This window comes from Streptomyces sp. NPDC030021, assembly GCF_055574035.1.
On sequence record NZ_JBVIAH010000019.1, the window covers coordinates 63,529 to 83,936 of the forward strand.

The window sequence follows — 20,408 nt, forward strand, 5'->3', positions numbered from 1 at the left end:
AGAAATGATCACGTTGAACGAGGCCGTCGAAGCGGCCCGGGTCCGCCTCGATCAGGCGTTCGCCTCGGAGCCGTGGACGATCGTGCTGCAGCCGGAGCTCACCCAGGAGCACGAGCTGGCCTGGATCGTCCGGTACGACACCCAGGAGAGCATCGACGCCGGGGATCCCCTGGTGGGTCCGTTCAACAAACTGGTGATCGTGGCCAAGGACGGCTCGCGTGTGGACTTCCCGCCGACGCACCTGCCCCTCGACGAGTACCTCGCCTACGTGCGCCACGGCGGCTGGGAGCGGGCCGGTACGGCGAAGACCTCGAAGGCCGAGCCGTGGCAGACCGCGCTGGAGTGGCTGCTGTCCACGTACAACGGGCTCGTCGAGCTGGTGAGCATCGAGCCCGTCACGGAGGACGCCGGGACCTGGCTGTTCGCCTGCCGGACCACCGAGCAGCCGGGCTATCCGCGCACGCCGATGCTGGCGGCGTCGCTCGTGGTGCCCAAGGACTACGGGGAGCCGTTCCACCCCGCCTCGTACGATCCGTGGGGCGACGCCTCGGCGTACACGCGCGATCCGGTCGAGCGCGACCCGCAGGCGCAGGCGAGGCGGCTGAACGCCCGCGGCTGCGTGGTCACGACGGCCGCCGCGATCGCGGGCGGCCCCTCGTCGCCGCTGCCGTGGCAGCCCGCGCACGAGGCGCCCGGCTGGTGGGAGCTGCTGTTGCGCCGCTACTTCCCTGCCGCGCGCGAGCTGCGGTGCGCGAGCTGGGACGAGGTGATCACGCGGGCCGAGGAGACCGGACCGGACACCCAGGGCGTGGTGTGGGTGCGGCGCGTCATCGGCGGCACCGAGGTCAGCGGGCACCTGCTCTACGCGCACAACAACAACGGTCAGGTGGTGTTCCTGGACGGGATGACCGGCGGGCTGGCACGGCTGGACCAGGTCGGTGTGCTGCAGCTGGTCTTCGCCCGGGTCGAGCCCGGGGCCGGGGTGCCGTCGGCCGCACCCGATCTGAGGACCGCCCGGCACAAGGCCGAGCGGTGGCTGAGGGACACGTTCGCGGATCCCGTCGAGCTGGTCGAGCCGGCCGCCGAGGACGAGACCGCCCGGGGGTGGCTGTTCGCCTGCCAGACCACCGCCGCGCTGCGCACCGGTGACTGGCGCCACGCGATGCTCGACGCCGCGGTGGTCGTGCCGAAGGGGCCGCAGGAGCCGTTCCTGCTGCCCAACGCCGACCCCTGGGGGTTCCTGGCCGCCTGGGACCGGAACGAGCCCGCGGGGCCGGTGCCCGCGCCGGACAAGGCCGACTGGTTCAGCTCCACCATGGCGGAGCTGGGCCCGGTGCTGTCCGTCTCGGAGCATCCGACCGTGGCCGCGGCGGTCGGGGGCCTCAGGGCCCTGCCGGCCGGGGGCCGGGCCCTGGTGTGGGTGAGGCGGCTGGACGCGCGGGGGCGGGAGAGCACCGGAGTGCTCCTCGCGGGACTGCACAGCGAGTCGGGGATGGTGGGGCTGATCGACTCCTCCGCCGAAGAGCTGCGGGACCTGGACGGTTTCCGCGAGTCCGGTGTCCGGGTGGTCCGGTACCGGTGAGGGAAGGCCGCGGTGGGGCCGCGGTCGACTTTCGTCGTGCGGGGCGAGACGAAAGAGGGCGGCCGGGCCGGGGTGCGGGTGTCTAGGGTCGGGCGCGTGGATGCGAAGGCGAAGACGCGGGCCGGCTGGGACTGGCTGAGGGGCCCGGAGCCGTGGACCCGGCGGATGCTGGCGGGGGACCTGGCGCTCGGCGGTGTGCTGGCCATCCTCGGCCTGGGCGTCGAGGAGCTCAGCCACGCCTCCGCTCCGCGCATGCTCGGGGGAGCCGCAGCGGTGATGGTGCTCACGCTGCTGCGCCGCAGGCTGCCGGGGACCACGCTCGTGCTCGGGGCGGCGGTGATCACCGCTCTGCCCGGGGCGTTCTTCATCCTGCCCCTGATGGGCTGGTCGGCCGGGCGGCGGATCGTGGGGGTGGGCCGGGCGCTGGCCGCCTTCACGCTGGCCTTCGTCGCGGCGGTCGGCTTCAGCGTGCTGGACCAGTGGTCGCAGATGAGACCGCTGCTCGTGATCGTGTTCTCCACGCTGATGTTCCTCGCGATGACGGTGATGCCGGGTCTGGCCAGCCGGTACTGGTCGCAGCGCCGGACCCTGCTGCGCGCGCTCCAGGAGCGCAACGGGCAGCTGCTGCGCGAGCGGGCCATGGTCGCCGGGCAGGCGAGGCTGCGCGAGCGCCAGCGCATCGCCCAGGACATGCACGACAGCCTGGGTCACCAGCTGGCGCTGATCTCCGTGCACACCGGCGCGCTGGAGGTGGATCCGAAACTCACCGACCGTCAGCGCGAGGCGGTGGGCGTGCTGCGGCAGGCCTCGGTGGCCGCGATGCACGAGCTGCGCGAGGTCGTCGGCATCCTGCGCGACGGGGTGGAGGCGCCCGCGCCCGTGGAGGAGGCCCAGCCCGCGGCGCGCGGTGTGGCCGGTATCGCGGGGGTCGTGGAGGCGGCACGGGGCTCGGGGACCGACGTCCGGATGACCACGTCGGGGCAGCCGAGGCCGCTGGTCGCGGCCTGCGACCACGCCGCGTACCGGATCGTGCAGGAGGCCCTGACGAACGCGTACAAGCACGCGCCGGGGGCGCCGATCGCGGTGGAGCTGCGGTTCGAGGACGACTCGCTGGTCGTGGAGATCGCCAACGGTCCGTCGGCCGGTCCGGCGGACGACGAGGTGGTGTCGGGCGGGCAGGGCCTGACGGGGCTGCGCGAGCGGGCCCGGCTCGTCGGAGGGATGGTGCACGCGGGCCCCGTCGAGGGCGGCGGGTTCCGGGTGGCCGGGGTCCTGCCGTACGGGGCGGAGCCGGCCGGGGTGGAGGACGTGGCCGACGACTTCGGGCAGCGGGCCCAGGCGCAGGCCCGCACGCGCGGCCGCGTACGGGGGCGGGGCCGCGGCGGGGAGCAGCCGATGGACTGGGAGGCGGTGGACCGGGAGCTGGCCGTGCGCATGCCCAGCCGGTCCGGCGGCCTCGCGGTGGGCTGCGGGATCGCCTTCGCGGCGGTGGTGCTGCTGGTGGTCGTGTTCGGCGCCGCAGTGGTGCTGATGATCGACTCGGCGAGTGACGCGATGATCGACCAGGACGAGTTCGACGCCGTGCACGTGGGCGAGACGGAACAGGCCGTCCGCGACCGGTTGCCGAGCGGGGAGAACTTCCTGACCGCCGGGGCCGCCCGCAAGGGGCCGCCCAAGCCGGCGGGCTCGGAGTGTCTGGCCCTGCTGGCCGAAGACCAGCCGAGCGGCCTGGGAACAGACCGGATCTTCCGGTTCTGCTTCAAGGACGGCAAGCTCGTGGACAAGCAGGAGTACGAGGTCAAGCAGTAGGAGCGCGGTGTGACAGCCGAAGTGATCAGAGTGGTGATCGCCGACGACGAGCCACTGATCCGGGCCGGGATCAGGATGATCCTGACCTCGGCGCCGGACATCGAGGTCGTCGCGGAGGCGGCCAACGGCAGGGAGGCGGTGGACCTGGCCCGCTCGCACGCGCCCGACGTGATGCTGCTGGACATCCAGATGCCGGTGATGGACGGGCTGACGGCGCTGGGGGAGCTGCGGCGCGCCGCGCCGGAGGTGCGGGCGCTGATCCTGACCACCTTCGGCGAGAAGGAGAACGTGCTGCGGGCCCTGGGCGAGGGCGGCGCGGGATTCCTGCTGAAGGATTCGGCGCCGGGCGAGCTGATCGGGGCGGTCCGGGCGGCCGCGGCCGGGGACGCGTACCTCTCGCCGGGGGCGACCCGGCACGTGGTGGACCAGCTGGCGTCCGGGAAGGCCGCCGTGCGCGGTGAGGTGGCCCGGCGTCAGGTGGCGGAGCTCAGCGAGCGGGAGCGCGGTGTGCTGGCGCTGCTGGGCGAGGGGCTGTCCAACGCGGACGCGGGCCGGCGGCTGCACATGAGCGAGGCGACCGTGAAGACGTACGTGAGCCGGATCCTGGCGAAGCTGGACTGCGAGAACCGCGTACAGGCGGCACTGCTGGCCAGGGACGCCGGGCTGTAGATACGGTCAGCCCGTTCGAGAAGCGATCAATGAAGTGAACGGGTGGGGGCGGCGTCGATGGCGGCGATTGCGGGTCAGCGGATTCCGGACGTGGCGGGCTTCGCGCCGAGGGTGGCGGCCGGTTCGCCGAAGGAGGAGGGCAAGGCGCTGCGCGCCCGCCTGCCACGGTCGGCGCACGCCGCCTTCGTGGCGCCGGCCGGGCGGCCGGACGCCGTGCGCGCGGTGGAGGAGTCCAACGCCGGGCGGGTCGCCGAGCTGACTCCGATACGGGTCGGCCGGATGGCCGCGAACCCCTTCGCGTTCCTGCGCGGGGCGGCCGGGCTGATGGCCCACGACCTGTCCGGCGGTCCGGTGACCGGGGTCGGCGCGCAGATCTGCGGCGACGCGCACGCGGCGAACTTCGGTCTGTACGGGGACGCGCGCGGGCGGCTCGTCATCGACCTCAACGACTTCGACGAGACCGTGTTCGGCCCGTGGGAATGGGACGTGAAGCGGCTGGCGGCCTCGCTGGTGCTGGCGGGCCGGGTGGCCGGCGCGGACGAGGACACCTGCCGGGCGGCCGCACTCGACGCGGTCGGCGCCTACCGGCGCACCATGCGGCTGCTGTCCAGGCTGCCCGCGCTCGACGCGTGGAACGCCATCGCCGACGAGGAACTGGTCTCGCACGCCGACGCCCGCGATCTGCTGGGCACGCTGGAGCGGGTCTCGGAGAAGGCCCGCAACAACACCTCCGCGCGGTTCGCGGCCAAGTCGACGGAGATAGGGCCGGACGGCGGCCGCCGCTTCGTCGACGCGCTGCCCGTGCTGCGCCGGGTCGGGGACGCGGAGGCGGCGGCGGTGGCGGCCTCGCTCGGCCCCTACCTGCACACGCTCCAGGGCGACCGGCTGCCGCTGCTGGCCCGGTACGCGATCCAGGACGTGGCCTTCCGCGTGGTGGGCACCGGGAGCGTCGGCACCCGCTCGTACGTGGTCCTGCTGCTGGACCACCGGGGCGAGCCGCTGGTGCTCCAGGTCAAGGAGGCGCGGCCCTCGGTGCTGCTGCCGCACCTGCCCGGGCTCGGCTTCGTCTCGGCGCCGGAGGAGCACGAGGGCCACCGGGTGGTGGCCGGGCAGAAGCGGATGCAGGTGGTCTCCGACATCATGCTGGGCTGGACCACGGTGGAGGGCCGCCCCTTCCAGGTGCGGCAGTTCCGCAACCGCAAGGGCAGCGTCGATCCGGCGGCGCTGGCCGTCGACCAGATAGACGACTACGGGCGGATGACCGGCGCCCTGCTGGCCCGGGCGCACGCGCACAGCGTCGACCCGCGGCTGCTGGCCGGGTACTGCGGGAAGAACGACGAGCTGGACGAGGCGATGGCGACCTTCGCCGTGGCCTACGCCGACCGCACCGAGGCCGATCACGCCGACCTGGTGGCAGCCGTACGGGCCGGACGGATCGCGGCGGAGACCGGGGTCTGACGGTGTCGGCGGGCCCTGTCGCCGCGGGCGGTGTTTCACGTGAAACACCGCCCGCGCGGACGGGCCGTAGGCTGGCCGGGTGAGCGAGCAGACCGAGCAGCCTGAGCAGACAGTCCCCGGTGATTCCGGTGACTCCTCCGTCACCGGTGGGGAGCGCCCGGAGGCGCGCCTGGAGCGGGCCGTGCGGGCCGCCGAGCAGGCGCTGATCGAGTTCGAGATCGCGGTGGAGACCTTCCGGGTGGAGGTGGAGAACTTCTCCCGCCTGCACCACCAGAAGCTCGGCCCGATGTACACGAGGCTCGACGAACTGGACGCCCTGATCGCCGAGGCGAAGGCGTCCCGCAGCGGCGATCCCGAGGACCTGCGACGGGCGGCGGAAGCGCGCTCGCTGGTCATGCCGATGCCCGGGGTGGACGAGCTGTTCCACGACTGGCTGGGCTCGGACGGGATCTCCGACGACGCCTCCGCGATGCTGACCGACCGGCCCGTGCGGCCGCCGGAGCGGGTGCGGCCCTCGGAGGAGGTGCGCCGCCTCTACCGCGAGCTGGTCCGTCAGGCCCACCCCGACCTCGCCCAGGAGGAATCCGAGCGGGAGCGGCGCGACGCGTTCATCGCGCGGGTCAACGCGGCCTACGGGCGCGGCGACGAGGGACTGCTGCGGGAGCTGGCCGAGGAGTGGGCGGCCGGACCGGCACCCGAGGCGGCGGTACCGGGCGAGAGCGGGGAGCTGTACGCCCGGCTGGAGTGGCTGGCACGCCGCAAGGAGCTGCTGTCGCTCGTGGCCAAGGAGCTGGAGGACAGCGCGATCGGGTCGATGCTGAGGATGGCGCCCGAAGACCCCGACCGGCTGCTGGAGGAGATCGCGGAGCAGCTGCTCGCGCAGGTCTCCGAGCGTGAGGCGGAGCTGGCGGCGGAGCTCGCCGCCGAGTGAGCCGGGTCCGCCCGTACCGGGCGGTCGGATAGGTTGGCAGCAGATCCGTGAAGAGAGAAGGCGACAGCTATGAACTTCGGACCGCTCCCCTCGGTGGACGCCACCGCGGTGCCCTCCGAAGGCTTTGTCCTTGACGTCCGTGAGGACGACGAATGGGCGGCCGGCCACGTCGAGGGTGCTCTGCACATCCCGATGAGCGACTTCGTGTCGCGCTTCGGCGAGCTGACCGAGGCCGTCGATGACGGCCGCCGGGTGTACGTGATGTGCCGGGTCGGCGGGCGTTCCGCGCAGGTCACCCAGTACCTGGTGCGCCAGGAGATCGACGCGGTGAACGTCGACGGCGGGATGCAGGCCTGGGACGGTGCCGGGCGCCCGATGGTGACGGACAACGGGAACCCGGCCTTCGTGCTCTAGGCCCTGTCCGCGGAGCCGGCTCAGGCGAGGGGGTGGGCGGCCAGCAGGTCGCCCAGGGCCTCCTCGTGCGCGGCGGCCGGGCCGAGCTGGAGCTCCAGCTGCTTGGCCCATGCGTGGTAGCGGTGCAGCGGGTAGTCGGTGTCCGCGCCGAAGCCACCGTGCAGGTGCTGGGCGGTCTGTACGACCCGGCGCACGCCCTCCGAGGCCCAGATCTTGGCGACCGCGACATCACCGGAGCTCGGCAGCGGACCACCGGCGCCGCCGGTCGCGGCGTCGAGCCGCCAGGCGGCCTGCCACAGGGTGACCTCCATGGCGCGCAGGTCGATGTACCGGTCGGCGGCCTGGACGGCGACGGCCTGGAAGGTGGCCACCGGAAAGCCGAACTGTTCGCGCTTGCCGGTGTACCCGCTGGTCATGGTGAGTACGTTCTCGCCGAGTCCGAGCGCCAGCGCGCAGGTTCCGGTGGCCAGGAGCTGGCGCAGCCGTTCCCAGGCTCCCGGGGTTTCGATGAGGTGCGTCCCGTCCACCCGCACGCCGTCCAGGGCGAGTTCGGCGAGCCGCTCCCCACTCGTGGAGACCTGCTCGGCCAGGGCCAGCCCTTCGGCGGCCCGCGGGACGAGCGCGAGGACGGCCTCGCCCTCGCCGGTGTGCGCGGGTACGGCGATCCAGTCCGCGCTGTGCGCCCAGGGGACCGCGGTCTGCGTGCCCTCCAGGACCCACGCCTCGCCCTCGCGGCGGGCGAGGACGGCGAGTTCGGCCGGGTCGTGGCCGGAGCGCCCGTGGGCGGCGGCGGTGAGCACGAGGGTGCCGCGCCCCGCGCCGGGCAGCAGGGCGGTGGCCAGTTCGGGGCTGCCGTGGGCCTGCACGGCCATGGCGGTGGCGCAGTGCTCCAGCAGCGGGACCCGCGCCAGCACCCTGGCGGCCTCGCGCAGCACCAGGCACAGGGCGACGGAGTCCAGGCCCGCTCCCCCGTGCTCCTCGGCGAGGACCAGGCTCAGCAGGTCCGATGCGGCGAGCTTGGCCCACAGCGGGCGGTCGAAGTCGTCGGCGACGGCCCCCGGGGTCAGCGCGGGGCTGGGCACGCCGTCGGGCGCGACATCCGCGAAGACGGCCCGGGCCGCCTCGACGGCGGCCTGCTGCTCCTCGGTGAAGGTGAAGTCCACTGCCTGTCCTCCCGCACGTTCGGGTCTGACGGTGTCGCCTCTGACGGCTGTCGCGTCTGACGGTGCGTCAAGATAGAACAGGTTCTTGAAAATGGACAGGCCCCTGTCGTGGGACAGGGGCCGGACCCGAGGGACGTCGTTCCGCTCAGCGGTCGAAGTCGATCTCCACTTCCTCCGTGACCGGGTGCGACTGGCAGGCCAGGACGAATCCGGCCTCCGTCTCCTCGGCCTCCAGTGCGAAGTTGCGCTCCATCCGGACCTCGCCCGAGACCACGAACGCCCGGCAGGTGCCGCAGACGCCGCCCTTGCAGGCGTACGGGGCGTCCGCGCGGTTGCGGAGCACCGCGTCCAGCAGGGACTCGCCGTCCTGGACCGGCCAGGTGCCCGAACGGCCGTCGAGCCGTGCGGTGACCCGTCCCTGCGCGGAGGCCGGGGAACCCGCGGGGCGGGCCGCCGGCGCGGTGTCCTCGACGTGGAAGATCTCCTCGTGCACCCGGGTCCGTGCCACGCCGAGCGCGCCCAGGGCCCGCTCCGCGCCCTGCACCAGGCCGTAGGGGCCGCACAGGAACCAGCCCGTCACCTCGGTCACCGGCAGCAGCGCGGGCAGCAGGGCCGCCAGCCGCTCCTCGTCCAGCCGCCCGGAGGGCAGCCCGGACTCCTGCTCCTCCCGGGAGAGGACCGTCACCAGCTGGAACCGCGCCGGATACCGGTCCTTGAGGTCGGCGACCTCCTCCAGGAACATCGTCGAGGCCGCCGTACGGTCGCTGCGCACGAGGCAGAAACGGGTGTCGGGCCGGGCGGCCAGCAGGCTCGCCGCGATCGACAGCACGGGCGTGATGCCGCTGCCGCCGACGATCGCCGCGTAGTGCCCCGCGGCCGGGGCGGCGGCGGGCTCCAGCACGAAGCGCCCGGCCGGGACCATGACCTCCAGCACGTCCCCGGCGGCGATCTCCTTGTGGGCGAAGGTGGAGAACTCGCCGCCCTCCACCAGTCGCACGCCGACCCGCAGCCGCTCCGGGCCCGGGCCGTCCGCGGACGGTGCCGGGGAGCAGATCGAGTAGGTGCGGCGGACCTCGGTGCCGCCCTCGGGGGCGGCACGGCGCAGCGTCAGGTGCTGGCCCGGGGCGTGCCGGTAGTCCTCGCGCAGCTCCTCGGGAACCCGCAGGGTCAGTGCCACCGAGTCGTCGGTGAGCCGGTCGACAGCCGCCACCGTCAGCGGGTGGAACGCGCCGTGGCGGGGGGCGGCCATCTAGAGCTCCTTGAAGTGGTCGAACGGTTCGCGGCAGGCGGTGCAGCGGCGCAGCGCCTTGCATGCGGTGGAGGAGAAGCGGCTGAGCAGCTCGGTGTCGGTCGATCCGCAGTTCGGGCACCGGACCGACAGGGTCAGCGGGACCGGTCCGCCGGCCGCGTGCGGCCGGGGCGGGGCGATGCCGAACTCGGCGAGCTTGCGCCGGCCCTCGGCGCTGATGTCGTCGGTCGACCAGGCGGGGGCCAGCACGGTGGTCACGCGCACCTCGGGGATGCCGTGGCCGTTCAGGGCCCGCTCGATGTCGGCGGACATGGCCTCGATGGCCGGGCAGCCGGTGTAGGTCGGGGTGAGGGTGACCTCGGCGTGGCCGTCCTTGTGCATCCGCACCCCGCGCACCACGCCGAGCTCACCGAGGGTGAGCACGGGCAGCTCCGGGTCCGGGACGGAGCCGGCCAGCGCGGCCAGTTCCGCCTCCAGGCGGGTCGTTCCGGCGTCGGTGGTCACCATGAGGCCCCCGGGTGGCTGCGGTGCAGGTGCTGCATCTCGGCGAGCATCCGGCCGAAGGACTCGGTGTGCAGGCCCTGCCGTCCGGCTCCGGCCGCCCAGGCGCCGGTGCGCGGACCCTGGGGCAGGTCGAGGCCGGCCTGCTCCAGTACGCCGGTCAGCGCGGTCAGCCAGCGCTCCTCCAGGGCGGTCAGGTCCAGGCCGTCGAGGCCGTCCACCGGCTGGAACATCTCGCCGGTGAACTTCCACAGCGCGTCGAGGGCGGCCCGCATACGGCTGCGGCTCTCCTCGGTGCCGTCCCCGAGCCGCAGGGTCCACTGCTCGGCGTGGTCGCGGTGGTACGCGGTCTCCTTGACGGCCTTGGCCGCCAGCGGCGCGAACGGGCCGTCCCCGAGGGCGAGCTCCCCGTAGACCTCGTGCTGGTAGAAGGAGAAGTAGAGCTGGCGGGCGATCGTGTGGGCGAAGTCGCCGTTCGGCTGCTCGACCAGCTGGAGGTTGCGGAAGGACCGCTCCTCGCGCAGGTACGCCAGCTCGTCCTCGTCGCCGGCCATGGACAGCAGGATCCGGGCCTGGCCGAGCAGGTCGAGGGCGATGTTGGCGAGGGCGACCTCCTCCTCCAGGACGGGGGCGTGTCCGGCCCATTCGCCGAGGCGGTGGGAGAGGATCAGCGCGTCGTCGCCGAGCGCGAGTGCCGCCGCGGCGGTGGCGCCGGTGAGGCGCGTGGTGTCGGTGCTGGTCACAGGTGGCTCACCCCCTCCGGGATGTCGTAGAAGGTGGGGTGGCGGTACGGCTTGTCGGCGGACGGTGCGAAGAAGGGGTCCCGCTCGTCCGGGGAGGAGGCGGTGATCTCGGTGGAGGGCACCACCCAGATCGAGATGCCCTCGCCACGCCGGGTGTAGAGATCGCGGGCGTTGCGCAGGGCCATCTCCGCGTCGGGGGCGTGCAGGCTGCCCGCGTGCGTGTGCGAGAGGCCGCGGCGCGAACGCACGAAGACCTCCCACAGGGGCCAGTTCTGCGTCATACCCGTGCCTCCTCGTTCTGTCCGGCGTGCTTCGCCGCTTGCTGTGCCACCTGCTGTGCCGTCTGCTTGCGCGCATACGCGGCGGCCGCGTCGCGCACCCAGGCGCCGTCCTCGTGGGCCTTGCGCCGCTGGCCGATCCGCTCCTCGTTGCAGGGGCCGTTGCCCTTGAGCACGTTCCAGAACTCGGCCCAGTCGATGGCGCCGAAGTCGTGGTGTCCGCGCTCCTCGTTCCACTTCAGGTCCGGGTCGGGCAGGGTCAGACCGAGGGACTCGGCCTGCGGGACGGCGATGTCCACGAACCGCTGGCGCAGCTCGTCGTTCGAGTGCCGCTTGATGCGCCAGGCCATCGACTGGGCCGAGTGCGCCGACTCGTCGTCCGGCGGGCCGAACATCATCAGCGACGGCCACCACCACCGGTCCACCGCGTCCTGGGCCATCGCGTGCTGGGCCTCGGTGCCGCGGGAGAGGGCGAGGAGCAGCTCGTACCCCTGGCGCTGGTGGAAGGACTCCTCCTTGCAGATCCGGACCATGGCGCGTGCGTAGGGCCCGTAGGAGCAGCGGCAGATCGGCACCTGGTTGGTGATCGCCGCGCCGTCCACGAGCCAGCCGATGGCGCCGACGTCCGCCCAGGTCAGGGTGGGGTAGTTGAAGATCGAGGAGTACTTCTGCTTGCCCGAGTGGAGCTTGTCGAGCAGTTCGTCGCGGCTGGTGCCGAGGGTCTCGGCCGCGCTGTAGAGGTACAGCCCGTGGCCGGCCTCGTCCTGGACCTTGGCCATCAGGATCGCCTTGCGGCGCAGCGAGGGCGCGCGGGTGATCCAGTTGGCCTCGGGCTGCATGCCGATGATCTCGGAATGGGCGTGCTGGGCCATCTGGCGCACCAGGGAGGCGCGGTACTCGTCCGGCATCCAGTCGCGCGGTTCCACGCGCTCGTCGGCCGCCACGGCCGCGTCGAATGCCGCCGCGAGCTGTGCGCCCAGGTCAGCAGTCATGCCTGTCCCGTCCGTCCCGTCTGTCCCGAGGGCCGTGTCCGGCCCCGTCTCCGGGGTCACTGCCACCATTCCGGCCCCCTGCCAGAGTCCGCCGTCCGCCCGACCGACCGATCGTTCGGTTCATTCGCTTCAATGGTGGGTCGGCGGCCCGTAGGGTGTCAACCTCTGAGGTCAACCCTGTGGATGCCGGACGATCGGGTGGGGATGGATTCGAACGAGCACGAGCCGTCCGAAGGGGCCGCTCCGCCGCCCCCGCGGACGCCCGGAATCGCCGGTCTGTCCGCCCCGTACCGGGTCGTGACCGCCCTGGCCCTGGGGGTGATCGCGGTGGCCGCCTGTACGCACCTCGCACTGGTCTTCCTGCACGTGGCCCCGAGCAACACCCTCAGCAAGCAGCACGCGAAGACGATCGACGGCTGGGTCTACCCCGAGTTCGAACAGAACTGGAAGCTGTTCGCCCCCAACCCGCTGCAGCAGAACATCGCGGTGGAGGTGCGCGCGGAGGTCAGGATGGGCCACGGCGAGGTGGTCACCACGCCCTGGCACGACCTGAGCGCCGAGGACGGCGAGGCCATCCGGCACAGCCTGATGCCGAGCCACACCCGGCAGAACGAGCTCCGCCGTGCCTGGGACTTCTTCACCGGCTCCCACGACGAGGACAACAAGCCGAACGGCGAGCGCGGGCAGCTGTCCGAGGAGTACCTCCGGCGGATCGCGCTGAACAGGCTCCCCCCGCATTCGCGGGACGGGATCCTCCTGCGGATCCAGCTGCGCTCGGCGACCACGGCGGTGCCGGCGCCGAAGTGGAGCACCGAGACCACCGACACCCAGACCTACTACCGGGAGCTGCCGTGGTGGACGGTGTGAGGCGCGCCCGCGAGGCGGCGGGCCGGACGGCCGCCCGGATCACAGGGCGGGCGCTGGGCCCGTACCAGAGCGCCGTGGTCCGCATCGGCTTCGCCGCGTCCTGGCTCTTCTTCCTGCTGCGCGAGTTCCCGAACCGCGCCGAGCTGTACGGGCCGGACGGGCCGTGGAGCTGGCACCTCGCGGAGCGGCTGATCGATTCCAACCACGCCTTCACGGTGCTGATGTGGTCGGACTCCTCGTTGTGGTTCGAGTTCGTCTACCTGGTGTCCGTGCTGGCGAGCGTGGGGCTGCTGCTGGGCTGGCGGACGCGGGCGACGTCGGTGCTCTTCATGGTCGGTGTGCTGTCGCTGCAGAACCGCAGCGTGTTCATGGGCGACGGCGGGGACAACGTCATCCACCTGATGGCGATCTATCTGGTGCTGACCCGGTGCGCGCAGGTCTGGTCGCTGGACGCGCGCAGGGCCCGTACGCGCGGCTCGGCGACGGCCGGGGCGGCCGGGCCGGTGCTGTGGGGTGTGCTGGGCGCGGTGTTCGCCTTCGGCGCGGTGACCGGCCGGTTCGGCTACGGCTGGCTGGCGGCGCTCGCGGCGGTGTGGGTGGTCTGCGGGCTGTGGTGGCTGGTCGACCGCTACGAGCCGCAGGGCGAGGGGCGGGCGGTCCTGGACGTCCTGGCCAACCTGCTGCACAACGCCGGCATGCTGGTGATCACGGCGGAGGTCTGCCTGATCTACGCGACGGCGGGCTGGTACAAGATCCAGGGGTCCCGGTGGCAGGACGGGACGGCCCTGTACTACCCGCTGGGGCTGGACTACTTCACCCCGTGGCCGGCGCTGTCGGCGCTGGTGGCGGGCAGCGGGACGCTGGTGATGCTGCTGTCGTACGGGACGGTGGCGGTGCAGGTGGCGTTTCCGTTCACGCTGTTCAACCGGCGGATCAAGAACGTGCTGCTCGCGCTGATGATGCTGGAGCACGCGGGGATCGCGGTGCTGCTGGGGCTGCCGTTCTTCTCGCTGGCGATGATCGCCGCGGATGCGGTGTTCCTGCCGACCGGGTTCCTGGTGTGGGTGGGGGTACGGTGCGCTGCGCGGGGCTCGCGGGCGCGGGCTGCGGAACCTGTTCTGGATCCCGCCGCGCCGGTGCCGGTTCAGGTGCCCGCGCCGCGCTGACGGCGCCCTGCGGCGCCGCTTCCCGGGGCTCCGCCCCGGACCCCGCGCCTCAATCGCCGGCGAGGCTGGATCATCCGGTCCGGGCGGCGTGCGGTGGACCGTAGGGTCGGGGTATGGACGACACGGTGCGGGAATGGCGGGAGGCCGAGCAGGCGGGGGATCTCGTGCTGCTCGACGGGTTTCACGCGCTGAAGCACGCCCTGCGGTTCGGGGCCGATGTGCGGATGGCCATCGCCGAGGACCCCGGCGCCGTATGGGCGCTGGCCCGTGAGCTGGCTCCGGATGTCGAGGCCGCCGTGGTGCGGCTGGTGCGGCGGGCCGGGCTCAAGGAGGTGCTGCCGCGCGTGCATCCCACCGGGGTCGCGGCCCTCGCGGTACGGCCCGACCGGGCCGCCGGCATCGCGGGGCTGGGGCGGATGCCCCGGCCGGCGCCGGTCGTCGTCCTCGACAACCCCCGCAATCTGGGCAACGTCGGAGCCGTCGTCCGGCTCGCCGCCGGCTTCGGCGCCACCGGCGTCGTGACCCGCGGCGACCTCGACCCCTGGCACCCGAACGTGGTCCGGGCCGGGGCCGGGCTGCACTACGCCACCACCGTCGAGCGCCTCGCACTGGAGGAGCTGCCGCCCGGGCCGCTCTACGCGCTCGACCCCGAGGGCGCGGACATCCGCGCCCTCACCCTCCCGGACGACGCCCTGCTCGCCTTCGGCTCGGAGCGCCACGGGATCTCACCGGAGCTGCGCGCCCGGGCGGACCACCTCGTCTCCCTGCCGATGCGCCCCCAGGTCTCCAGCTACAACCTCGCCACCAGCGTGGCCATGACCCTCTTCCACTGGGGCGGCCCCCCGGCGGCCCACGAACAGGGCGGCGAGGACTCCTAGGAGGCCCCCGGCCGCGATCGCCGCGGCCGCGCCGAGCGTCGCCCCGTCCGGGTGGACCAGCGCCTGGCCGCGCAGCGCCTGCCAGGTCACCAGCGCGAACACCGCCGCGTAGACCCCGGCCGCGACCAGGGTCAGCCGCAGCCGTACCCGCTCCCGGCGCAGCAGGGCGAAGCGCCCGGCGAGGGCGGCCAGCAGGAGCACGAACAGGGGGAGCAGCTGCAGGGCGTGCATGCCGAAGAAGTGCGGGATGCGCAGGTCACCGCCGGTGGTCGACCAGCCGGTCAGCGGCATGGCGGGTCCGCCGTCCGGCACCCCCACGCTGTGGGCGCCCGCCACCGGTGCGTCGTCGACCGCGAGCTGGGCCTCGGTGGGGGTGGTCATCAGGAAGCCGAGTCCCGCGCCCGCGAGGGCGAGGACGGCGGCGATCCGGATCGCCCAGGTGGTGGCCCGGTCGGCGACGCGGGACCGGAAGAGCAGGACGGCGATGACGAGCGTGGCCGTCCACAGCACGACGACGGTGATGGCCATGGCGCTGTAGATCTGTGCGTCGAGGGGGGTTTGCCGGTTGAAGTGGCTCTGCCGGCCGCGGACCACCTGACCCGTCATGAGCAGCATTTCCACCATGCTCGCCGCGACGACGACGGTACCGGCCCACCAGGCGGGCCTGCGCAGGCGAGGGCGGGCGGCGACGGCCAGGGAGAGCATCCAGGCCAGGCTGAGCGCGTAGCCGACGAACGAGACGGCGAACTTGAAGGGCTTGGCCCAGATCGGGGCGCCGACCAGCACGCGGCCGTCGACGGCGAGACCCACGGCCGAGCCGACGGCCCACACCGCCATCACGCCGGCGAACACGGTCAGTGGACGGTGCCAGGTACGTAACGCAGACATGGAGCCCCCAGGAGAATGGATAGTGACGCTCGCCGCTATCTGATAGCCCCACTATCTATGATGGGCGGGGACGGGGCAAGAAGAAACGAGTGAAAACGCCATGCGCATCGGAGAGTTGAGCCGCCGAACCGGGGTCCCGGTACCGACGATCAAGTACTACGTCCGGGAGGGCCTGCTTCCGCCGGGCGAGCTGAGCAGCCCGAACCAGGCCAGCTACGACGACGGGCACGAGCGGCGGCTGCGGCTGATCCGTGCCCTGCTGGAAGTCGGCGGACTGTCGGTGGCGGCCATCGGGGACGTCCTCGTGGCCATCGACGACAAGGAGCGGCCGGTGCACAAGCTGCTCGGCGCTGCGGCCCAGCGGCTGGTGCCCGAGTACGGCGACGGCGGGGGCCACGACGACGCCGAGGCGGTGCTGGCCCGGGAACGGGTGACGCGGCTGATCGAGGTGCGCGGCTGGCGCATCCAGCCCGGGAACAAGGCGGCCGACGCGCTTGCGGCGGCCCTCGCCTCACTCGTGCGGGTGGGCCACGGCTCCTTCGCCGAACTGCTCGACGACTACGCCGACGCGGCCGAGCGGGTGGCCCGTGCGGATCTGGAGTACACGGCCCGCCGGGCGGACCGCGAGGGCCTGGTCGAGGCGGTGGTCGTGGGCACGGTGGTGGGCGACGCGGTGTTCGCGGCCCTGCGCAGGATGGCCCAGGTGGACGCCTCCTCCCGCCTCTTCGCCGAGGAGCGGCAGGAGTAGGAGGAGGGCGCGGTCCACCCGGGCCGGGGGTCTGCGGTGACGCGGTTACGCCTGGCGGCGGACCTCCACCACCCGGAAGCGGTTCGCGACGAAGGCGCCGTCGCACAGGGCAGCGTTGGCCGCCGGGTTGCCGCCGGAGCCGTGGAAGTCCGAGAACGCGGCGGTCTGGTTGACGAACACCCCGCCGGTCAGGTTCAGGGAGAGCTGCGCGGACTCCTCCAGGCAGACCTCCTCGACGGCCCGCTCGGTGTCGGGGGACGTGGTGTACGCGCCCACCGTCATGGCGCCCTTCTCCCGCACCGTGCGGCGCAGCAGGTCGAGGGCGTCGGCGGTGGTGTCCACGGCCACCGCGAAGGAGACCGGGCCGAAGCACTCGGAGAGGTACGGCGCCTCCGGGTCCGCCTTGGCGGCGTCCAGCTTGACCATGACGGGGGTGCGGACCACCGCGCCCGGGAACTCGGGGTTCACGACCTCCCGGGAGGTCAGCGCGACCTCGCCCAGGGCGGCCGCGGCCTCCAGCCGGGTCTTGACGTCCGGGTTGACCAGCGCGCCGAGCAGCGCGTTGGCCCGGGCGTCGTCGCCCAGCAGACCGCCGACCGAGGCCGCGAGGTCGGCGACGACCTCGTCGTAGGTCTTGTGGCCGGCGTCCGTCGCGATGCCGTCGCGCGGGATCAGCAGGTTCTGCGGGGTGGTGCACATCTGGCCGCTGTACAGGGACAGCGAGAACGCCAGGTTGGACAGCATGCCCTTGTAGTTGTCGGTGGAGTCCAGGACGACGGTGTTGACGCCGGCCTTCTCCGTGTAGACCTGCGCCTGGCGGGCGTTGGTCTCCAGCCAGTCCCCGAACTCCGTGGACCCGGTGTAGTCGATCAGCTTGATCTCGGGGCGGACCGCGAGGGTCTTGGCGATGCCCTCGCCCGGGCGCTCGACCGCGAGGGCCACCAGGTTCGGGTCGAAGCCGGCCTCGGCCAGCACCTCCCGCGCGACCTTGACGGTCAGCGCGAGCGGCAGCACGGCCCGCGGGTGCGGCTTGACCAGCACCGCGTTGCCGGTGGCGAGGGAGGCGAACAGGCCGGGGTAGCCGTTCCAGGTCGGGAAGGTGTTGCAGCCGATCATGAGGGCGATGCCGCGCGGGACGGCGGTGAAGGTCTTGCCGAGCTGCAGCGGGTCCTTCTTGCCCTGCGGCTTCGACCAGTCGGCCTGGCCCGGGACCCGGGTCTGCTCCTCGTACGCGTAGGCCACGGCCTCCAGGCCGCGGTCCTGCGCGTGCGGGCCGCCGGCCTGGAACGCCATCATGAAGGCCTGGCCGCTGGTGTGCATGACCGCGTGCGCGAACTCATGGGTCCGGGCGGAGATGCGGGCCAGGATCTCGATACAGACCAGGGCGCGCGCCTCGGGTCCCGCGTCGCGCCAGGCACCCATGCCGGCCTTCATGGCGGGCAGGAGCACGTCCGGGTCCACGTGGGGGTACTCGACACCCAGCTCCGGGCCGTAGGGGGACACCTCGGCGCCCGTCCAGCCGTCGGTGCCGGGCTGGCCCAGGTCCAGCCGGGTGCCGCGGACGGCCTCGAAGGCGGCGAGCCCGTCGGCGGGTGCGGTCTCGCCGTACGCCTTGGGATGTTCGGGATGCGGGGACCAGTAGGCGCGGCTGCGGATCGCCGACAGGGCCTGGTCCAGGGTGGGCCGGTGCTTGGCGGACAGCTGGGGGACGGTGAGCTCGGCGGCCATCAGGGACCAACTCCTCGTTGAGCCGGGCGAAGAAGAGCAGACTGGAGTTAGAGTAACCGAACGATCGGTCGGGACAAGAGGGCCCGGCCGACCTGTGGACAAGTGTGTGCGGGAGGATCAGGGCATGACAGCAATCGAGCGGTCCCGCACTGTGGCGGTCGTCGGCGCCGGCACCATGGGACAGGGCATCGCCCAGGTCGCCCTTCTCGCAGGTCACCGCGTGCTGATCTACGACATCAACGCCGCGCTCGCCGCCGACGGCGTCGGTTTCGTCCAGGACCGGATCGACCGGATGGCCGCCAAGGGCCGGCTGGACCGCGCCGAGGCCGAGGAGGCGATCGGCCGGATCGCATCAGCCGGCGACCTCGCGGACCTCGCCGGGGCCGCCCTCGTCATCGAGGCGGTGGTCGAGAACGTCACCGTGAAGCAGACGCTCTTCGCCGCCCTCGAAGAGGTGGTCGCGCCGGACGCGCTGCTGGCCACCAACACCTCCTCCCTCTCGGTCACCGAGCTCGCCGCCGGGCTCACGCACCCCGGCCGCTTCCTCGGCCTGCACTTCTTCAACCCGGCTCCGCTGCTCCCGCTCGTCGAGGTGGTCAGCGGTTTCGCCACCGACCCGGCCGCCGCCGAGCGCGCGTACCGCACCGTCCTCGGCTGGGGGAAGACGCCGGTCCGCTGCGCCGACACCCCCGGTTTCATCGTCAACCGGATCGCCCGCCCCTTCTACGCCGAGGCCTTCGCGGTGTACGAGGAGCAGGGCGCCGACCCGGCCACCATCGACGCCGTGCTCCGCGAGAGCGGCGGCTTCAAGATGGGCCCCTTCCAGCTGACCGACCTGATCGGCCAGGACGTCAACGAGGCCGTGACCCGCTCGGTGTGGGAGTCCTTCTTCCGCAGCCCGAAGTTCACCCCCTCCCTCGCCCAGCGCCGCCTCGTCCAGTCGGGCCGCCTCGGCCGCAAGAACGGGCACGGCTGGTACCCGTACGGTCCGGACGCCGAGCCCGCGCTCCCGCACACCGCCGCGCCCGAGCAGGCCCCGGCGAAGGTCACCGTCGTCGGTGACCTCGGCCCGGCCGCCGGCCTGGTGGAGCTGCTCGAAGAGGCCGGGATCGCGGTCGCGGCCACCGAGCAGGGCGGCCCGTACATCCAGCTCCCCGGCGAGGGCCAGCTGGTCCTCGCGGACGGCAAGACCTCGGTGGAGTTCGCGGACGTCGTCTACTTCGACCTCGCCCTCGACTACCGCGGCGCCACCCGGATCGCGCTCTCCGCGAGCGAGGACACCAGCGAGCGGACCCTCGCCGAGGCGATCGGCCTCTTCCAGAAGCTGGGCAAGCAGGTCTCCGTGATCGGCGACGTCCCCGGCATGATCGTCGCGCGGACGGTCGCGATGCTGATCGACCTGACGGCCGACGCGGTCGCCCGGGGGGCCGCCTCCGCCGAGGACATCGACACGGCGATGCGGCTGGGCGTCAACTACCCGCTGGGGCCGGCCGAATGGCACGACAGGCTCGGCCGCGACTGGGCCTACGACCTGCTGCACAACCTCGACGAACGCGTCCCCGGCGGCCGCTACGCACCCTCCCTCGCCCTGTTCAAACTGGGCTACGAGGCCGGCGACGAGGCCGGCGACGACCAGGGCGACCAGGACGACACGGGGGAGAACGAATGACGACGGCCAAGCGGGACACGTACACCCCCGAGACACTGCTGTCGGTCGCCGTCCAGGTCTTCAACGAGCGCGGCTACGACGGCACCTCGATGGAGCACCTCTCCAAGGCCGCGGGCATCTCGAAATCCTCGATCTACCACCACGTCGCGGGCAAGGAGGAACTGCTGCGGCGGGCCGTGAGCCGTGCCCTCGACGGGCTCTTCGGGATCCTGGAAGAGTCGGGCGCGGTGCGCGGCCGGGCGGTCGAGCGCGTCGAGTACGTCACGCGCCGCACGGTCGAGGTACTGGTCGGAGAGCTGCCCTACGTGACGCTGCTGCTGCGCGTACGCGGCAACACCCGCACCGAGCGCTGGGCGCTGGAACGCCGCCGCGAGTTCGACCACCAGGTCGCTGACCTGCTCAAGGCCGCCGCTGCGGAGGGCGACCTGCGGGCCGACGTGGACATACGCCTCGCCACCCGGCTCCTCTTCGGCATGGTCAACTCCCTGGTCGAGTGGTACCGCCCGCACCCGGGCGACGGCCACGCCCAGCTCGCCGACGCGGTGGTCCACCTCGCCTTCGACGGCCTGCGCACCGCCCGCTGACCCCTCCGGGCACCCGACCGCCCCCGGAACGGCCGTACGGGCCGCACCGGGGGCGCTGTCGTACCCGGTCGCACCCGGACGGCCGAGGACC

General features: G+C 73.0%; 19 protein-coding genes and 1 pseudogene. 12 read left to right on the plus strand and 8 right to left on the minus strand.

The features are described from left to right. Window positions 1–4 precede the first annotated feature (4 nt). From ACZ4YL_RS30985 to ACZ4YL_RS31010, 6 genes are all read left to right on the plus strand, one after another. Window positions 5–1,582 carry a YrhB domain-containing protein gene (locus tag ACZ4YL_RS30985; protein ID WP_468121124.1) on the plus strand — a complete coding sequence of 526 codons (1,578 nt, stop codon included), beginning with the start codon at window positions 5–7 and terminating at the stop codon, window positions 1,580–1,582. A 96-nt stretch (window positions 1,583–1,678) separates the two neighbouring features. Beyond that, entirely contained in the window at window positions 1,679–3,391 is a 1,713-nt protein-coding gene (locus tag ACZ4YL_RS30990) for a sensor histidine kinase (RefSeq protein ID WP_468121125.1), read from the plus strand. Between the two features lie 9 nt (window positions 3,392–3,400). Continuing rightward, window positions 3,401–4,060: a response regulator gene (locus ACZ4YL_RS30995; RefSeq protein ID WP_468121126.1), complete on the plus strand. Its 660-nt coding sequence runs from the start codon at window positions 3,401–3,403 to the stop codon at window positions 4,058–4,060. Window positions 4,061–4,117: 57 nt separating this feature from the next. Further along, on the plus strand, window positions 4,118–5,518 hold the full coding sequence (locus tag ACZ4YL_RS31000; protein ID WP_468121127.1) for a DUF2252 domain-containing protein: 1,401 nt from the start codon (window positions 4,118–4,120) through the stop codon (window positions 5,516–5,518). Between the two features lie 169 nt (window positions 5,519–5,687). After that, entirely contained in the window at window positions 5,688–6,449 is a 762-nt protein-coding gene (locus tag ACZ4YL_RS31005) for a hypothetical protein (protein ID WP_468121241.1), read from the plus strand. 69 nt (window positions 6,450–6,518) lie between these two features. After that, window positions 6,519–6,863, plus strand: coding sequence for a rhodanese-like domain-containing protein (locus ACZ4YL_RS31010; protein WP_468121128.1), 345 nt, complete (start codon window positions 6,519–6,521; stop codon window positions 6,861–6,863). Between the two features lie 20 nt (window positions 6,864–6,883). Here ACZ4YL_RS31010 and ACZ4YL_RS31015 read toward each other — a convergent pair whose 3' ends face one another. The 6 genes from ACZ4YL_RS31015 to paaA all read right to left on the minus strand — a co-directional run bounded on the left by ACZ4YL_RS31015 (window position 6,884) and on the right by paaA (window position 11,858). Further along, window positions 6,884–8,026, minus strand: a complete 1,143-nt coding sequence (locus ACZ4YL_RS31015) for an acyl-CoA dehydrogenase family protein (RefSeq protein WP_468121129.1) — start codon at window positions 8,024–8,026, stop codon at window positions 6,884–6,886. A gap of 145 nt (window positions 8,027–8,171) precedes the next feature. Further along, on the minus strand, window positions 8,172–9,275 hold the full coding sequence (paaE, locus tag ACZ4YL_RS31020) for a 1,2-phenylacetyl-CoA epoxidase subunit PaaE (protein WP_468121130.1): 1,104 nt from the start codon (window positions 9,273–9,275) through the stop codon (window positions 8,172–8,174). Continuing rightward, window positions 9,276–9,782 carry a 1,2-phenylacetyl-CoA epoxidase subunit PaaD gene (paaD, locus tag ACZ4YL_RS31025; protein ID WP_468121131.1) on the minus strand — a complete coding sequence of 169 codons (507 nt, stop codon included), beginning with the start codon at window positions 9,780–9,782 and terminating at the stop codon, window positions 9,276–9,278. It abuts the gene before it with no gap. Next, entirely contained in the window at window positions 9,776–10,519 is a 744-nt protein-coding gene (gene paaC / locus ACZ4YL_RS31030; RefSeq protein WP_468121132.1) for a 1,2-phenylacetyl-CoA epoxidase subunit PaaC, read from the minus strand. The genes paaD and paaC overlap by 7 nt, the downstream gene beginning before the upstream one ends. Next, window positions 10,516–10,800, minus strand: coding sequence for a 1,2-phenylacetyl-CoA epoxidase subunit PaaB (gene paaB / locus ACZ4YL_RS31035; RefSeq protein ID WP_030009045.1), 285 nt, complete (start codon window positions 10,798–10,800; stop codon window positions 10,516–10,518). The genes paaC and paaB overlap by 4 nt, the downstream gene beginning before the upstream one ends. Continuing rightward, the gene (gene paaA, locus ACZ4YL_RS31040) at window positions 10,797–11,858 is read right to left on the minus strand and encodes a 1,2-phenylacetyl-CoA epoxidase subunit PaaA (protein ID WP_468121133.1); all 1,062 of its coding nucleotides are present in this window, start codon (window positions 11,856–11,858) and stop codon (window positions 10,797–10,799) included. The genes paaB and paaA overlap by 4 nt, the downstream gene beginning before the upstream one ends. Window positions 11,859–11,993: 135 nt before the next feature. Between paaA and ACZ4YL_RS31045 the strand changes: the two genes are divergently transcribed. The 3 genes and pseudogenes from ACZ4YL_RS31045 to ACZ4YL_RS31055 all read left to right on the plus strand — a co-directional run. After that, window positions 11,994–12,656, plus strand: a complete 663-nt coding sequence (locus ACZ4YL_RS31045; protein WP_468121134.1) for a DUF5819 family protein — start codon at window positions 11,994–11,996, stop codon at window positions 12,654–12,656. Beyond that, window positions 12,644–13,822 (plus strand): HTTM domain-containing protein, encoded by a 1,179-nt coding sequence (locus ACZ4YL_RS31050; protein ID WP_468121135.1) that lies wholly within the window; start codon window positions 12,644–12,646, stop codon window positions 13,820–13,822. Before ACZ4YL_RS31045 ends, ACZ4YL_RS31050 begins: the two co-directional genes overlap by 13 nt. Window positions 13,823–14,238: 416 nt before the next feature. Continuing rightward, window positions 14,239–14,586 (plus strand): annotated as a pseudogene (locus ACZ4YL_RS31055) (TrmH family RNA methyltransferase); the annotation flags it as partial. Here the strand turns inward: ACZ4YL_RS31055 and ACZ4YL_RS31060 are convergent. Then, complete coding sequence (locus ACZ4YL_RS31060) at window positions 14,548–15,588, minus strand: hypothetical protein (RefSeq protein WP_468121136.1); 1,041 nt, start codon at window positions 15,586–15,588, stop codon at window positions 14,548–14,550. The pseudogene ACZ4YL_RS31055 and the gene ACZ4YL_RS31060 sit on opposite strands and share 39 nt — an antisense overlap. Before the next feature lie 100 nt (window positions 15,589–15,688). Between ACZ4YL_RS31060 and ACZ4YL_RS31065 the strand changes: the two genes are divergently transcribed. Further along, complete coding sequence (locus ACZ4YL_RS31065) at window positions 15,689–16,336, plus strand: MerR family transcriptional regulator (RefSeq protein WP_468121137.1); 648 nt, start codon at window positions 15,689–15,691, stop codon at window positions 16,334–16,336. Window positions 16,337–16,381: 45 nt separating this feature from the next. Here the strand turns inward: ACZ4YL_RS31065 and paaN are convergent, their stop codons facing one another. Continuing rightward, complete coding sequence (gene paaN / locus ACZ4YL_RS31070; RefSeq protein ID WP_468121138.1) at window positions 16,382–18,064, minus strand: phenylacetic acid degradation protein PaaN; 1,683 nt, start codon at window positions 18,062–18,064, stop codon at window positions 16,382–16,384. A 124-nt stretch (window positions 18,065–18,188) separates the two neighbouring features. Here paaN and ACZ4YL_RS31075 point away from each other — a divergent pair, with 124 nt between their 5' ends. Both ACZ4YL_RS31075 and ACZ4YL_RS31080 read left to right on the plus strand, forming a co-directional pair. Next, entirely contained in the window at window positions 18,189–19,733 is a 1,545-nt protein-coding gene (locus ACZ4YL_RS31075) for a 3-hydroxyacyl-CoA dehydrogenase (protein ID WP_468121139.1), read from the plus strand. After that, complete coding sequence (locus tag ACZ4YL_RS31080; RefSeq protein WP_468121140.1) at window positions 19,730–20,317, plus strand: TetR/AcrR family transcriptional regulator; 588 nt, start codon at window positions 19,730–19,732, stop codon at window positions 20,315–20,317. The genes ACZ4YL_RS31075 and ACZ4YL_RS31080 overlap by 4 nt, the downstream gene beginning before the upstream one ends. Window positions 20,318–20,408 lie beyond the last annotated feature (91 nt).